Source organism: Clostridium sardiniense (genome assembly GCF_019753795.1).
In the GTDB taxonomy this organism is placed as follows: domain Bacteria; phylum Bacillota; class Clostridia; order Clostridiales; family Clostridiaceae; genus Clostridium; species Clostridium sardiniense.
In genome coordinates, this window is sequence record NZ_JAIKTU010000005.1 from 213,624 (window position 1) to 228,151 (window position 14,528).

A 14,528-nucleotide genomic window follows, 5' to 3' on the forward strand; every position below is an offset into this window, starting at 1 on the left:
ATTTAACATACCTTTTATTCATACTTTATATAAATTAAACAGTAATATTACTTACTTTTCCCCATTCGTTCTTATAGATTTCATAAATTTTCACATTGCAAACTCCCTTATCATTAGGTTTTTGAATTCCCTTAACAGTTTTAATATACTTCATTCCATTCTTAATCATAACCTTGCCTGAAGCAATATTTCTTGTATCATGCCTTGCTGTTATCTTATTAAAATCAACTTCTCCAAATAAATAATCAATTACAGCATTTAAAGATTCAGTCATTATTCCCTTGCCCCAATATTTCTTTGACATACAATATCCTATATCACAAGATTTATTTTTTTCATCAATTTCTACTATAACAATGCTACCAATAACCTCATTTTCATCTTTTAAATGAATAGCCCAATTATAATTATCATACTTCTCATATTCATTAACCCATTGCTCTATTAATGATCTTGTAACACTTAAATCACCATGTGGATTCCATGTTAAATATTTTGTAACTTCAAGATCATTAACCCAATTCTTAAAAGCAGCCTTGGCATCATCTAGTTTAAATTGCTCTAATGATAATCTGTTTGTATCTAATTTTTGAGTACCTTTATGTATCATTTTTACTCCCCCTTAAATCCAAAATTTAGTTCAATCCAGTATATTCCATAAATATATGTTATATTATAACTCTATCATAACCAATAATTTTATCTGTTTTATATAAATTTAAAATATTAGCCACCTACCCCTTAGATAATCTTTTTTAGTATATATATTTAATTTATTATATATACTAAAATTTCGAATAGTTTTGTAAACGTTATATATAAGTGTTTAATATTAAAAAAATACTGCCTCAAAGCCTAATTTCTCTTATAAAAGCTAAATTTAAAGAATACGATATTAGCTAAAATATACTAATTCGCAGTATAATATTTATATACAAACATTGGATAATAATATAAACTAAAGCATTTTATTACAGGAGGTTATTATGGAGATTTTTTTCTGGATTGTAGATTTAATAATACCAATAACAATGATAATTATAGGTAAAATATATAGTGTTAATCCGCCTACTGAAGTAAGTAGTTTATGTGGTTACAGAACAACTCGTTCTATGTCATCTAGACAAGCTTGGGTTTATGCCCACCGTTTAAGCGGCAGAATATGGAGTACATTAGGGATAATATTACTTATTTTTGTTGTTATCCTAAAAATAAATGCTCCTATGAATTCTGAATACCTAAGTCTTATAAATTCAGTATTAGGACTAGCAGCACTAATAATTCCTATACCTTTTGTTGAAATTAAATTAAAATCAAAATTTAATATACAATAAATACTAATACCTAACTTATAAATGCAAGAAAGGACTGGTTTTCAGTCCTTTTAGTTTTGTGGCTATATTTAAGAATTACTTTCTAAAATTTTTATAACTTTCTCTATAGATATAACATCAGCAAAACGTTTATTCCAAATCTTATAGTTATAAAACTCATAAAGTTTTTCACCAGATAAATAATCATTATCAAAAGTTGTATTTGTTTCTTCTGGCATAATTATTTTATAACCATAATCGAAGGCACTTTTACAAGTAGCATCAATACAATATTCTGTTTGAAGACCAACCAATATTATAGTATCTATATTATTGTTGTCTAAATATATCTTTAAATCAGTTTTATAAAAAGCACTATTATACTGTTTTTCAAATATCAACTCATTACTATTAGGTACTATTTCATTATAAACCTGCCATCCATATGTGCCATTTTCAAATTCAGTACCTTGTCCACCATCATGACGTACATATACAACTTCTTTTTTATTATCTCTTGCAGTTAAAATAAGTTTTTTAATATTTTCAATTACTCTTTCTTCATTATAAGGATGTTCATTAATTAATGCATTTTGAACATCTACTACCAATAAAACAATATTACTCATATATTTATTTCCTTTCATTTTAAAATACAATTGACTTAAATATATAAATTACAGCATTTAAAGCATTAGATATTGTTCACTCGTTCAATCCTTCTATAATATGCAATATCCTATATCATAGAATTTATAGTCTCTAACCATTTCTTTAATACATCAATAGAATTATGTGATGCTTTGCTGCAATTTTCTTCAAAGACTTCTATTCCGCAATCTCCTTCAGTATCAGTTATTGATCTTATTGCTATAAAAGGAATCTTATTTGCATAACACACATGTGCAATTCCCCCAGTTTCCATATCTACGCAAAGTGGATTATACTTAGAAACTATCGCTGTCCTACCCTCTTTAGTTATAAATGCCTCTCCTGTAACCATCCTACCTAATACTACTTTCTGATTAAATTTATTTTTCTTTATTATATCCTCACATATAGAAAGCATCTTATTATCAGCCTTAAAATATATATTTTCCATCCATGGATGATACTCTGTTAAAATTGCTTCATCCACATCATGATATGCAACTTCTGTTGATATTACAGTATCACAAACATTTAATCTCTCATCAATACCACCAGCTACTCCAGTTATTATAATATGAGTAACAGCAAACTTATCTATTAATACTTGAGTTGCTATTGCCGCATTAACCTTACATACTCCACAGTAAAGTGCTACCACATCTACTTTTCCATAATTTCCACTATAAAATTTTAATCTAGCAAAGTTATCTACTTCTTTATTCTCTATACATTCTATAAAAGGCATAATCTCGTCTTCTGATGGTCCAACAATTCCAATTCTCATAAAACTTCCCCCTTAAATTACCTAATGAATTTATTCCATATTTTCCAGTAATGTATTAATTATAATCCTATATCATATAAAAATTCTATCTATTTTATATAGATTTTAAATTTTAATACTAATACTTAAATACTCTTTTTAAAAGGTTTTGTTTTAAATTATTGTGTAGTAAAGGTAATACTATAAAATTAAAAGTAATGTAAGTGTAAAGTGGTTGGAAATTAAAAATATTAAATTTGTAAGACAATGAAAACTTCACTGATAGGAAAGTGATTAAAGCAAAATAATAGAAAATATTTTTAATATATATTTTTTAAAAATCAGTTTAGTATTGAGACTCCACTGTAATTATTATACAATAAAGGTAAATTAAAGTGAGGAGGGGTTCTTTGAATAAGAAAATTAGCATATTTATTATTTTACTTACTGTAACTTTATTTTTAGGATGTACTGCTATTACTAAAAGAAATATTAATGAAAAAAATATTAATACTATGACTATTACAGAAAAAGATGAAGAGACTATTAGGGAATATATCGACAATAAAACAGGAAATGATATAGTTGTGAGTGATGAGGAGACATATAGTGCTTTTAAAATTTTAGGATCAAGTGATAATGAAATATATCTTTGGGTTTTAAAAGAAAATGAAAGTGGTGGTGGAGGTTCTGTACCTCTAGTATTGGAAATTAAAAAAGAAAATAATAATTTAAATATATTGTCATACAAAATGCCAGGCTCTGGTGATGACTATGGAAAAGATATAAAAGAGATGTTCCCAAAAGGAGTACAAAATAAAATATTTAGTAAACCAGATGCCCACAATGAAATGATAAGTGAATTACAGAAAGAACTACAAGAAATAAAGAATAAATAGCTATATATAAATAGAGAATTAATTTACAACATCAATTCTATATTTTAAAGTTAATCTGAATTTTTATTTTAGGCTGTATTTTAAGTGTTAATTACGATGTACTTACAGCTCTACCTGAAAATCAACACTAGTTTAAAGCATATCCTTTATTTAATGTAAAACCCCGAATAAATTTGTAAACGTTATGTACAAGTACTTAATCTAAATAAATGATGATTAACAGCATAATTTCTCTTATGAAAGCTAAATTTAAGGAATTTATCATTAGATAAATAATACTGAAATCCAGTATAATATTCATATACAAATACTGGATAATAATATAAACTAAAACATTTTATTTCAGGGGGTTTTTATGGAGATTTTTTTCTGGATTGTAGATTTAATAATACCATTAACGATGATAATTGTAGGTAGAACATATAGTGTAAATCCATGTAAACAAATAAATAGTTTATCTGGTTATAGAACAACACGATCTATGTCATCTAAAAAAGCTTGGAATTATGCAAATCATTTGATTGGAAGGATATGGGGTGTATTAGGATTATTCTTATTAATTTTTATTATTATTCTAAAAACAAATTCTCATATGAAACCTGAATATCTAAGTCTTATAAATGAAGGGCTCGGAATATCAGCACTAATAATTCCTATACCTTTTGTTGAAAGCAAATTAAAATCAAAATTTAATATATAAACTATATTAATCCTTTAAAACTATAAGGAGATGATAATCTTGATTTCTTTAATAGCTGGATTTATATTTATTTTCTTTGGATTCATACTAAGGAGATGTCCACCTGAAAATATAAATGGATACTAACATCAGTATCCATTTTCTATTTACTTGATAACTTAACTAATAAAATAGCATTATAATACTTAGATTTTTTTATTTTATTTCTTTATCCTTTTATATACGAATGCCTTTCCTATCATAGCATTCTTTGCTTAATTTATAATCAATTAACATAGTAGATAATCCTATATTTCAACCTTACTTAACATTAAATTCTATTGATACTAATACTTCATTTACATTAGAATAAAATTCATTTATTACTCTATATCTTCCACTTTCTAATTTTCCATAGTAGTCCTTTAATAAAATTTTCTTCTCTGTTTTATCTTTTTTAGGAATTATATGCCCTATATCATTCCATATTACCTTTGGCGAAATTGTAACTACATGCCAAGCTCCATTATGATTTATTTCTAGATGAGTTTCTTCACCATAACTATATTCCATATCAGAATTATTTGTAAAAAGTAATGTTATATCTTTAGTATCAGTGGTTATTTCAGTCTCCTTTATACTTACTGATATCTCTTTACTTTCTCCTATATCTCCATACTTAGATTTCTCTAATTTGCTAAAATTTATTTTTTGAGAACAAGATATCAATGTAACTAGTATTATTAATAAATAAGAAACAAGTGAAATTCTCTTCATACATCTCCCCCTATATTTATTTACACATTTTTATAATTGTTATTTTATTACATATAATAATTATATAATATTCTAAAGAATTAATACTTGATTTATAGAATATAATAGTAAATAAATGTGACATACATTAACATATTTTAATATATAGCTTATAAAGAAAGGTTGTTATAATTATGAAATCTACCACTTGCTTTAAGTGCAGAAAAGAAATTCCATTATCAAAAAAGATTTTTAATTTAAGTAATTCCTGTCCTTTTTGTAATTCAAAACTTTCACTTACTTCACAGTCCCAAATTTTATACTTAGCTATTTTATTACTTCCAAATATACTTTTAATTTATTTAAATAACTTCAAACTCGCTATAACTTGGTCACTTTTATGCATCTTTATAATCCAGCCGCTTCTTCAAACCTCAAAAAAATAAATCTATACAAAAAAAGCTTCTGCATAATCAAATACAGAAGTTTTTATTTTATCTAGATTTTAATATTTTAGTAATTTAGGCATTAAAAAAACCATCCGTTACTGTAAATAAAGCCATATAAAATTAAAATCATAATTGATATTAAAATTATAAGCTTTAAAACCCTTAATGTCTTAAGTCTTCTTCCAATCTCAATATTAGAACTATCAATATTCTTAACCATACTACTCATCCTACTTTAAATAATTCTAAATTTCTTTATATTAAAAGTAATATAAAGATTCCTCCAATAAGTTTTAAACTTATATCTTTTTATTAAATTTTAAAAACCATACTAATCTTCTAAATTCTAATAATTATATAGTAAATATATAATTAGAACTCTACCTCTTAACCTACTTTCCGTAATAAATATACTTCCAAAGTTAATTACAATCTATAAATTTTCTTAAAACTTATAATATTAATTTTAATATTCGATTAACAAATAATAAATTTTCAATCTAAACTCTTTTTAAGAATACAAAAATTTATTTAAACAAGTAAAGATAAGAATACATTCTTATCTTTACTATTAATTACCCTATTTTATTGTATATTATCTTATTAATTATTTCAAACTTCATATAATTCTAATGGAAGCCCATCTGGATCTTCAAAGAAGGTAAATCTACATCCTGTAAATTCATCTATTCTTATAGGTTCAACTAAAATATTATTTATTTTTAATTCTTCTACAACTTGCTCTATATCATCAACTTCAAATGCTAGATGTCTAAGTCCACATGCCTCTGGATAGCTCGGCCTTTTTGGAGGACTTGGAAATGAAAATAATTCTATTTGGCTATCTCCTATTTTAAGATCAAGCTTATAAGAATCCCTCTCCTCTCTATAAACTTCTCTTATAACTTCAATACCTAATATATTAACATAAAAATTCTTAGACCTTTCATAATCTGATGCTATTATTGCTGTATGATGTATTTTATTAAGTTTCATATTATACCCCCTTAATAATCAGTTAGATTCCTAATTTTTATTATACTTTTCTTACTAATTAATTCATCTAAAAATAAGAATACTATATAAAACATCAAATGTACCATTTTGCTTTCATGAATATTTATTTAATATCATTTTAATTGATTCCAAATAATTGGCTTTGTATATCACTCATAATTTTCCAAACATCATCACCAAAATTACTTACAATTGTAATAAGAATATTCTCATCTAATTTATAAGTGCTAATAAAGCTAACACCTGGATCGCATCCTGTAAAATATGGTAAACTATTATTTTTAGAATTCTTATTTAACCAAATACCATACCCGTAATTATCATCATGCTCACAAGAACTTTGTACACTTAACATTTTTTCTGTCATGTCAGGTGATAATAATTTATTAGATAATAATGCATTCCAAAAACACTCAATATCTCCAATAGTAGTAAATGCTCCACCAGCACCTGTCCCTTTTACTTCAACACTAAAAATATTAGTATAATACTCTTTTGTATCTTCATCAAAAATGTAATTATTTGCACATTTTGCTGGCAGCCTATCTAATTCATAATATCCTGTACTCTTCATACCTATAACATCAAATATATTTCCCTTAAGATATTGATCAAAAGGCTTTTTAGTAATAGCTTCAATTATTAAACCTAGTACAACAAACCCTGTATTATTATATTGAAATCTTTCACCTTTAGTATACATCATAGGCTTTGTAATAAATAATGGCAATAAATCTTCTGATGTTCGAATTTTATAATTAGGATAATCTATCCACAATTCTTCATAGTTATCCATTACGCTTTCATCAAAATAATCTGGAATTCCAGACTTATGAGTAAGTAATTGCTTAATTGTTATATCTGGATCAATATCATGTAAATTAAAATTAAGTAACTTACCAATAGTATCATTTAAATTTAGTTTTCCTCTTTCAACAAGCTGTAAAATTGCTACTGCAATAAACACTTTTCCAGCAGATGCAGTTGCAAATTTTGTATCTATTGTGTTTGCTAATTTGTTAGCTAAATCAGAATATCCATAAGCTGATTCAAAAATAGTAGTACAATTTTTCTTTATAGATATACACCCATTAAAATCATCTTCAATAATTATATTAGTATAAATATCTCTCATATTACCTCCCCCTTAATAATCCTTAGATTTCTATCTTTTATTATACCTTTTATTTCCATCTAGTTCATCTAAAAATAAAAAGACTAGATAAATTATCGATTGGTTCTGTTGATAAAATATCTAATCTTTTTCATAACTATCTAAAATATTCTCAAGATTTATATAATTAATAATGTATTGATCTCTGACCTACAGTATATTAAATTAAAACCTTAAGAAATAGTTTCTCTAATACATTTTTTTCTACTTATTAAATAAGCAATGAATTGAATAATCGCTCCAATTATAAGTATAAACATTGATTTTTTCATGATAGTCTCTGTCATTCCTGAATTATAAGTCATAAGATGCAAGTAATACATTCCCATTCCTCCACCTACAATAACAGGAACAAAGAATATTATTGAAAGTTCTTTACTAATTATAGATTTAACTTCTTTTTGTAATATACCAATTCTAGTTAATGATGTTATTCTCTCTTCTTCTTCATTTATATCTGATAAAACCTTATAGTATAAAACTACACCATTTGCTATTACAAATAATAATCCTATAAATATCATAGTAAAGAATATTATTCCACTATTATCAAGTTGTAAACTTACAAGCTCCTCTTTATAAATAGGTCTATATGATTCTTTAATTCCTCTTTCATCATATGAATATTTTCCAAACAAACTACCATCAGCCCAAAATGAATTATCAAGGTTATTTATGTTCATTAGATAGCCAAGTAATCCTTCAAAGGCTTTATCTCCATTTTTAATATTAATTAAGTGTAATTTTTTATATGACTTTTCATTAGAATTATTTTTTAACAGTTCATAATCTTTATCATCTAAAACAAGTGCATTTCCTGCAGCATAATCTTCACCATGTCTAAAGTTTGCAAATTGCACATTACTTTTCCCACTTATATTATCTCCATCCAAATATAAACTTTTAGATTCTCCTGCAATTTTCTCATACTCATCTTTGCTTAATTTATACCCATTCTCTGCTGATACATCTTGTATTTTCTGTAATTGATCTTTATCCATAATAGTTAAAATAGATGATGGAAAATCTACTACCTTTTCATCTAATGAACTTATATAAGTAGCTTCACTTGGTTTTACATCAATCTCCGTTCCCATATGCTTATTATAATTTGTCTCACTTACTATAGACTCCTTATCACTATAATATGTTATCATACCATCATCTTCTTTAAATCTCGGTACTTCTACATACTCTAATACATCATACTTTTCCATTTTTCCATCATTATCTTTTATTACTTCTTTAACCTTATCCTTATCAGCTTTATTATATTGAGCTGTTTCAACAAACATAATATCATAAGGATTTCCTATATCAGTAAACTCTCTAACTGATGTGTATAGAGAGTAGCTATATCCAACAAAGAATATTGCACCAGCAATTAAAAGTGATACCATATACAATATGTTTTTATATGCTGTAAATCTATGAGATAAGTTTGATAAAACTAATAAATTATTATTATATAATTTAGGGAATCTACTTAATATATTTTTTACTACAGCTATTCCTGAACCTATAATCATATATGGGCATATTAAAGTTAGCCCTACGAAAATTGCAATCATATAGGATTTGCCATCTAATATTTCTCCAAGCATAACCTTAGGTAAGCAGTAGCATGATATAATTAATGCCACCAAAGATATTAATCCTATAAATATGTTAGATTTTCCTGCTTCCTTTTTCTTTGAAGACTTTATAACATCTATTATTGATACTCTTTTTATATAGAATATATTAAATATAAAATTTCCTATAAATATTAATGCAAAAATTCCTATACTAAGTAAGAAACTCTTATAATTAATTGAGTATGGAATTTCAGCACTATTTAATACCTTATTTAACCCCATATAAAATAATCTTGAGAATATAGTTCCACCTAAAATTCCAGTTGCTAATGATGCTAACATTATTCCTAAGTTCTCTACAAAAATAAGCTTAGTTAAATCCTTCGTTGTCATACCTAATGTTAGATACATTCCAAACTCTTTCCCTCTATTTTTTAAGAAAGCTACATTAGTATAAGTAATAAAAACTATAGAAAATAGTATAATTCCAAACAATGCCATATTAACTGTCTCATATAGTGATGTCTTTCCTATACTATCTACGATTGTTTCATTAAATAATAAACTTCCATACATAAATAGCATTGCTATAATCATTGAATTAACAAAATAAAATGATATATACTTATTAAAGTTATAAATAAAATTCTTACGTACTATAGAAGAAAACTTCATTAGTTTTGTCCTCCTATAACACTTTGAACTTCAAGTATTTTATCAAAGAACTTCTTTCTATCACCATTTGATGTAATTTCCATTTTGATTTCTCCATCTTTAATAAATATAATTTTCTTACAAAAAGATGCTGCAAAAGGATCATGAGTTACCATTAAGACTGTACTATTTATATCATTATTCATCTTACTTATTGTATTCATTATATTATTAGCTGACTTTGAATCTAAATTTCCAGTTGGTTCATCTGCAAATATTATAGAAGGATCGCTTATTAAAGCTCTTGCAGCTGCTACCCTTTGTTTTTGTCCACCTGAAATATGATATGGATATTTGTTTTTTAATCCGTCTATATCAAAAAACTTCATAAGCTCATTAACACGCATTTTAATATCTCTTGTATTCTTTTTATCTAAAATAAGTGGTAAGCCTATATTCTCTTCTAATGTCAAACTATCTAATAAGTTAAAATCCTGAAATATATATCCCATATTTGATCTTCTAAATAAAGCTAATTTATCCTTTTTCATATTACTTATATTCTCATTATTTATAACAACTTTTCCTGATGTACTCTTATCTATTCCCGAAAGAATATTAAGCAATGTTGTTTTACCACTCCCACTTGGACCCATTATCCCAACAAATTCACCCTTATTTACTAATAGGTTCAATCCATTTAAAGCTTTAACCTCTTTTGCTCCTTTATATGAACTATAAACTTTAGTTAAATCACATACTTTTAAAATCTCCATACTTTTCTCCCTTTCTCTATACCAAAAATTATATTTATTTTCTATCTATAATCTTAGTATAAAGGGGAACCCATAACTCTCAAATGGATTCCCCTTACATAACCTTACATTTTTGAAAGGTTTATAATTATTAATAACATTTTTATACTTCAATTAATATTAAGTCTAATTCAAATGTCAGTTTCTAATTAAATTTTATAAATTATAAATATTAATTAGAAATTTTATAAACCTATTTCTAATAAACTTAGATAACACTTTCATCTCTAAATATAATCTTAACTGTTGTCCCTACTCCGAATTCCGATTCTATCTCAACACTGTGTCCAAGTTTTTCTCCTATTATCTTCACCATATAAAGACCTATACCTGTTGCATTTCTATCTTCTCTTCCATTACTTCCTGTAAAGAATGGATCAAATACTCTCTGTAAATCCTCTTCTCTTATTCCTACTCCGCTATCTTTTACTGATAGTTTTATTTTATCTTTTTCTTCTATAGCAAATATATCTATTTTATTTCCTTTTTCATTTTTTGAATACTTTATAGCATTAGATATTATTTGTTCTAACATATATGCACACCATTTCTTATCAGTATAAACAAATATATTTTTATCTATAAAAACCTTAGGAAATACACCCTTATATATAAAATCTCTCTTTTTTAAATTAACCATATTATTTATTAACTCACTAAGATTACACTTATCAGTTATATAATCTCTTGAAAAATCATCTAATCTTATTACATTTAAACACTCTTCTAGATTCTTTTTAAGCATATTATTTTCTTCTTTTATATCCTTAGTATATTTATTACTTCCTATATCCAAATTACTTTTTTCACATGCTAAATCTATTACAGTTATTGAAGTTTTCATATTATGAATCCATTTAGAAAATACTATATCTCTATTTCTAACTTCTTGTTTCAATGTATATATCTCATTAAGATAATGCTTATGTACATCACTAATTACACTTAATATTTCTTCTTCTCTATAATTAATATCTGCATTATTATAATCAGGACTTACCTTGCTATCCTCTAGTTTCTCTATAAATTTTTTATATGATATAACTTCAATAATAAAATATACAATTATCACAGTTATGCTAAGTATTAGTGGATATAATGTTTCACTATCTTTAAAGAATAAATAGTAAAATAATAATATTATAAAAGTGTTTATTGTAAATATTAATAAATCTCTACTCTTTATCTTAAATACTCTAATTATCAATTCCATTAAAGACATACCCAACCCCTCTTTTTGTTACAATACAATTATTTATTCCTAAATCACTTAATCTCTTCTTAACCCTAGTCATATTAACAGTTAAAGTATTATCATCAACAAATGTAGTATCATCCCATAAAGCTTCTAGTATCTCTTCTCTAGTTATAACTTTATTTTTATTCTGTAATAGTATATTTAATATTCTATATTCATTCTTTGTAAGCTCTATTATCTCTCCCTTATACTTTAATTTCATACTTTCATGAATTAAATTTAAACCATTTTCATCTATAGCATTTGCATCACTAGAATCATCTTTATATTCACTTACTCTTCTTAATAAAGCATTAATTTTGGCAAGCAATATACCTATAACAAATGGTTTTGTAACATAATCATCTGCACCAAGTTCCATACCTCTTATCTGCTCTCCCTCTTCACTTCTAGCTGAAAGTATTATTACTGGAGTTTTATACTTTTTCCTTATCAGTTTTAAAAAATAAAATCCATCGAACTTAGGTAAATTAATATCTAATATTATTAAGCTTGGACTTATCTCCTCAACAGTTTCCATGACCCTTTCAAAATCATCTATTACTGTTACACTGTAATCATAGGCTTCTAAATATTCACTAATGTATTGTTTTAATTTAATATCATCTTCAATTAATAAAATCCCCATCTCAAACCCCTATATAGCCTAATATAATCAAGCTTATTTTCACTATATTTTACCATAGTGTTTTACATAAATAAATAATATTTATACCACAATTAAATTATTTCAAAATTTAAAAAAGACTAGATAAAATATCAGCTGGTTCCGTTTTGAGGTGCAAATATATTAAATCACACCTTAAATCACGGTAATAAATTAACATTTAAAAATAGAGTATTAATTTCTTTAATCAATACTCTATTCTTTCCCTATATATTTTTTAATTTTTCTTTTTATCTTTTACTAAAAAATTCATTGACAGCAAGTATACACCTATTAATGCTGCAAATATTATATTTCTCACCAATATAGTTATAATATTGTTTTGAACAAGATAGAAGGATACAGGTAAAAAGATAATCATTGTTATTGCAAATATTATTATAATAAATTTTTTACTCATAAACATTCACCCCTTTTTAATTAATATCTTCAAATTGGAATATTTCTTCTATTGGTGCTTTTACTGCTCTTGATATTTGAATTGCTAGTTTTAATGATGGATTATATCTTGCAGCCTCTAAATGAGATATTGTTTCCCTTCTAACATTTACTTTTTCAGCAAGTTCTTCTTGAGTAAGATTTGATAAAAGCCTAAATTTTTTTAAGTTACATATAAAACCTCCCATATCTACATACCTTTTGTTTCATAGTAATATGTTAAAAATGATTTTCCAATCGCTAAGAATTCAAAGTATAACGATAGTATAATTTTAAAAATTTCGGCAGTAACTCCATTATTAAATGCTAAAATACAAACTATCATCAGAATAGATGAAATATCAAATAATGTACTCTTTGCTTTCATTATATTGTATTGAAGCCTTTCATCATCTAATTCGTAATTTATCTTACCTTCCCAAAAGAAACTAAAGAATGCGAAGAATATAAAGAACATGTAGAAGCTAGAGTTTAATATTCCTGCGAAACCACCAAATCCAGAAAATCCTAAAATTCCATACCACGATTTAACTTTAGACTTTTTCAAAAGAATTCCTCCTTAATGTGTTATATTTATAACATTATGTTATAAATATAACACCATTAACCATATATTTCAATATATTACATAAAATATAATTATCAAAAAACAAAAAAAATCACATGCGAATGCACATGTGATTTTAATTATGATTTTTACTTAATCGGGTCATCTTATACCTTAAATCTGAACCTATTAATAAAATATCTAATCTTTTTATAACTACTAATTACTTATTTAAATATCTAATTATGTAACTTAAAGTATGGAAATCTCTATCTAATTCTGTTTGTATCTTATTTAATCCTTCAATTAAAGTTTTTTCATCAAAGTTTTCTAATAAAATCATTAGATTAAGTAAATTTATGTCTCCATCTTTTGTATCTAAAATTCTTGCCTTCTTAACGAATTCATTTTCCATTGCACCTAAAACTGCATTTCTTAATTCTTCGCTAACTTCTATCTTTGGCATTTCTTCAAATATTCTAATCTCTTTATTGCTTCTATCTAAATTCTTAGCAGCCTTTAAGTCAGTTCCTAAGAATATAGTATTTTTAAATGTTGCATCCTTAAAGTTAGCACCATCTAATTTTACTGAATCAAAAATAGTATTTTCAAATACTGCTTCTTTAAACTTACTTCCCTTTAAGTTTGCACCAACAAATTCTGCTCCCTTAAAAGTACCATTTAAGAAACTACATGATTTAAAATGTGCTCCTCTAAAGCTTACATAATCAAAATTTGATCCTGCAAAATTACAATTATAACAATTGGCTCTTTTCATATCTGCATACATAAAATTCTTATCTTTTTTCTCTGTATTATTATAATGGAAATTTCCATTACCATTTTGGTTTCTAGCCATATATTTACCTCC

General features: G+C 25.4%; 18 protein-coding genes. 3 read left to right on the plus strand and 15 right to left on the minus strand.

The annotated features are described in order from the left end of the window. Positions 1-34 precede the first annotated feature (34 nt). Positions 35-610, minus strand: coding sequence for a GNAT family N-acetyltransferase (locus K5V21_RS07730; protein ID WP_221860549.1), 576 nt, complete (start codon positions 608-610; stop codon positions 35-37). A gap of 376 nt (positions 611-986) precedes the next feature. Here K5V21_RS07730 and K5V21_RS07735 point away from each other — a divergent pair, with 376 nt between their 5' ends. Further along, the gene (locus tag K5V21_RS07735) at positions 987-1,334 is read left to right on the plus strand and encodes an SdpI family protein (protein WP_221860551.1); all 348 of its coding nucleotides are present in this window, start codon (positions 987-989) and stop codon (positions 1,332-1,334) included. 68 nt (positions 1,335-1,402) lie between these two features. On the opposite strand, the gene K5V21_RS07740 is transcribed toward K5V21_RS07735, so the two are convergent. Continuing rightward, positions 1,403-1,942 carry a cysteine hydrolase family protein gene (locus K5V21_RS07740; RefSeq protein WP_221860553.1) on the minus strand — a complete coding sequence of 180 codons (540 nt, stop codon included), beginning with the start codon at positions 1,940-1,942 and terminating at the stop codon, positions 1,403-1,405. Between the two features lie 110 nt (positions 1,943-2,052). Continuing rightward, the gene (locus K5V21_RS07745) at positions 2,053-2,748 is read right to left on the minus strand and encodes a 5'-methylthioadenosine/adenosylhomocysteine nucleosidase (protein ID WP_221860555.1); all 696 of its coding nucleotides are present in this window, start codon (positions 2,746-2,748) and stop codon (positions 2,053-2,055) included. 389 nt (positions 2,749-3,137) lie between these two features. On the opposite strand from K5V21_RS07745, the gene K5V21_RS07750 reads away from it, so the two are divergent. Both K5V21_RS07750 and K5V21_RS07755 read left to right on the plus strand, forming a co-directional pair. Next, a complete protein-coding gene (locus K5V21_RS07750) occupies positions 3,138-3,626 on the plus strand; it encodes a hypothetical protein (RefSeq protein ID WP_221860557.1) in 489 nt (162 codons plus the stop codon). Between the two features lie 355 nt (positions 3,627-3,981). Further along, complete coding sequence (locus tag K5V21_RS07755; RefSeq protein WP_221860559.1) at positions 3,982-4,326, plus strand: SdpI family protein; 345 nt, start codon at positions 3,982-3,984, stop codon at positions 4,324-4,326. Between the two features lie 300 nt (positions 4,327-4,626). Here the strand turns inward: K5V21_RS07755 and K5V21_RS07760 are convergent, their stop codons facing one another. The 12 genes from K5V21_RS07760 to K5V21_RS07815 form a co-directional block, all read right to left on the minus strand. Further along, positions 4,627-5,082 carry an immunoglobulin-like domain-containing protein gene (locus K5V21_RS07760; RefSeq protein WP_221860561.1) on the minus strand — a complete coding sequence of 152 codons (456 nt, stop codon included), beginning with the start codon at positions 5,080-5,082 and terminating at the stop codon, positions 4,627-4,629. 507 nt (positions 5,083-5,589) lie between these two features. After that, positions 5,590-5,730 carry a hypothetical protein gene (locus K5V21_RS07765; RefSeq protein ID WP_221860563.1) on the minus strand — a complete coding sequence of 47 codons (141 nt, stop codon included), beginning with the start codon at positions 5,728-5,730 and terminating at the stop codon, positions 5,590-5,592. 392 nt (positions 5,731-6,122) lie between these two features. Then, positions 6,123-6,506 carry an SMU1112c/YaeR family gloxylase I-like metalloprotein gene (gene gloA2 / locus K5V21_RS07770; RefSeq protein ID WP_221860564.1) on the minus strand — a complete coding sequence of 128 codons (384 nt, stop codon included), beginning with the start codon at positions 6,504-6,506 and terminating at the stop codon, positions 6,123-6,125. Between the two features lie 139 nt (positions 6,507-6,645). Beyond that, a complete protein-coding gene (locus K5V21_RS07775) occupies positions 6,646-7,662 on the minus strand; it encodes a serine hydrolase domain-containing protein (RefSeq protein ID WP_221860566.1) in 1,017 nt (338 codons plus the stop codon). Positions 7,663-7,874: 212 nt separating this feature from the next. Continuing rightward, the gene (locus K5V21_RS07780) at positions 7,875-9,953 is read right to left on the minus strand and encodes an ABC transporter permease (protein WP_221860567.1); all 2,079 of its coding nucleotides are present in this window, start codon (positions 9,951-9,953) and stop codon (positions 7,875-7,877) included. Continuing rightward, positions 9,953-10,708 carry an ABC transporter ATP-binding protein gene (locus tag K5V21_RS07785; protein ID WP_221860569.1) on the minus strand — a complete coding sequence of 252 codons (756 nt, stop codon included), beginning with the start codon at positions 10,706-10,708 and terminating at the stop codon, positions 9,953-9,955. The genes K5V21_RS07780 and K5V21_RS07785 overlap by 1 nt, the downstream gene beginning before the upstream one ends. A 247-nt stretch (positions 10,709-10,955) precedes the next feature. Further along, positions 10,956-11,969, minus strand: a complete 1,014-nt coding sequence (locus tag K5V21_RS07790) for a sensor histidine kinase (protein WP_221860571.1) — start codon at positions 11,967-11,969, stop codon at positions 10,956-10,958. After that, positions 11,944-12,633, minus strand: a complete 690-nt coding sequence (locus K5V21_RS07795; RefSeq protein WP_221860573.1) for a response regulator transcription factor — start codon at positions 12,631-12,633, stop codon at positions 11,944-11,946. Before K5V21_RS07795 ends, K5V21_RS07790 begins: the two co-directional genes overlap by 26 nt. 256 nt (positions 12,634-12,889) lie before the next feature. Then, the gene (locus tag K5V21_RS07800; RefSeq protein ID WP_221860575.1) at positions 12,890-13,072 is read right to left on the minus strand and encodes a hypothetical protein; all 183 of its coding nucleotides are present in this window, start codon (positions 13,070-13,072) and stop codon (positions 12,890-12,892) included. Between the two features lie 16 nt (positions 13,073-13,088). Further along, entirely contained in the window at positions 13,089-13,298 is a 210-nt protein-coding gene (locus K5V21_RS07805; RefSeq protein ID WP_221860577.1) for a helix-turn-helix transcriptional regulator, read from the minus strand. A gap of 2 nt (positions 13,299-13,300) precedes the next feature. Continuing rightward, complete coding sequence (locus K5V21_RS07810; protein WP_221860579.1) at positions 13,301-13,657, minus strand: DUF3796 domain-containing protein; 357 nt, start codon at positions 13,655-13,657, stop codon at positions 13,301-13,303. A gap of 223 nt (positions 13,658-13,880) precedes the next feature. After that, entirely contained in the window at positions 13,881-14,516 is a 636-nt protein-coding gene (locus K5V21_RS07815) for a pentapeptide repeat-containing protein (protein WP_221860581.1), read from the minus strand. Positions 14,517-14,528: the final 12 nt, after the last annotated feature.

What these genes read in the sequence shown, in the direction of transcription:
- K5V21_RS07730 (WP_221860549.1), bottom strand. Translation starts at nt 610, where the DNA reads ATGATACATAAAGGTACTCAAAAATTAGATACAAACAGATTATCATTA.
- K5V21_RS07735 (WP_221860551.1), top strand. Translation starts at nt 987, where the DNA reads ATGGAGATTTTTTTCTGGATTGTAGATTTAATAATACCAATAACAATG.
- K5V21_RS07740 (WP_221860553.1), bottom strand. Translation starts at nt 1,942, where the DNA reads ATGAGTAATATTGTTTTATTGGTAGTAGATGTTCAAAATGCATTAATT.
- K5V21_RS07745 (WP_221860555.1), bottom strand. Translation starts at nt 2,748, where the DNA reads ATGAGAATTGGAATTGTTGGACCATCAGAAGACGAGATTATGCCTTTT.
- K5V21_RS07755 (WP_221860559.1), top strand. Translation starts at nt 3,982, where the DNA reads ATGGAGATTTTTTTCTGGATTGTAGATTTAATAATACCATTAACGATG.
- K5V21_RS07760 (WP_221860561.1), bottom strand. Translation starts at nt 5,082, where the DNA reads ATGAAGAGAATTTCACTTGTTTCTTATTTATTAATAATACTAGTTACA.
- K5V21_RS07765 (WP_221860563.1), bottom strand. Translation starts at nt 5,730, where the DNA reads ATGGTTAAGAATATTGATAGTTCTAATATTGAGATTGGAAGAAGACTT.
- gloA2 (WP_221860564.1), bottom strand. Translation starts at nt 6,506, where the DNA reads ATGAAACTTAATAAAATACATCATACAGCAATAATAGCATCAGATTAT.
- K5V21_RS07775 (WP_221860566.1), bottom strand. Translation starts at nt 7,662, where the DNA reads ATGAGAGATATTTATACTAATATAATTATTGAAGATGATTTTAATGGG.
- K5V21_RS07780 (WP_221860567.1), bottom strand. Translation starts at nt 9,953, where the DNA reads ATGAAGTTTTCTTCTATAGTACGTAAGAATTTTATTTATAACTTTAAT.
- K5V21_RS07785 (WP_221860569.1), bottom strand. Translation starts at nt 10,708, where the DNA reads ATGGAGATTTTAAAAGTATGTGATTTAACTAAAGTTTATAGTTCATAT.
- K5V21_RS07790 (WP_221860571.1), bottom strand. Translation starts at nt 11,969, where the DNA reads ATGTCTTTAATGGAATTGATAATTAGAGTATTTAAGATAAAGAGTAGA.
- K5V21_RS07795 (WP_221860573.1), bottom strand. Translation starts at nt 12,633, where the DNA reads ATGGGGATTTTATTAATTGAAGATGATATTAAATTAAAACAATACATT.
- K5V21_RS07800 (WP_221860575.1), bottom strand. Translation starts at nt 13,072, where the DNA reads ATGAGTAAAAAATTTATTATAATAATATTTGCAATAACAATGATTATC.
- K5V21_RS07805 (WP_221860577.1), bottom strand. Translation starts at nt 13,298, where the DNA reads ATGGGAGGTTTTATATGTAACTTAAAAAAATTTAGGCTTTTATCAAAT.
- K5V21_RS07815 (WP_221860581.1), bottom strand. Translation starts at nt 14,516, where the DNA reads ATGGCTAGAAACCAAAATGGTAATGGAAATTTCCATTATAATAATACA.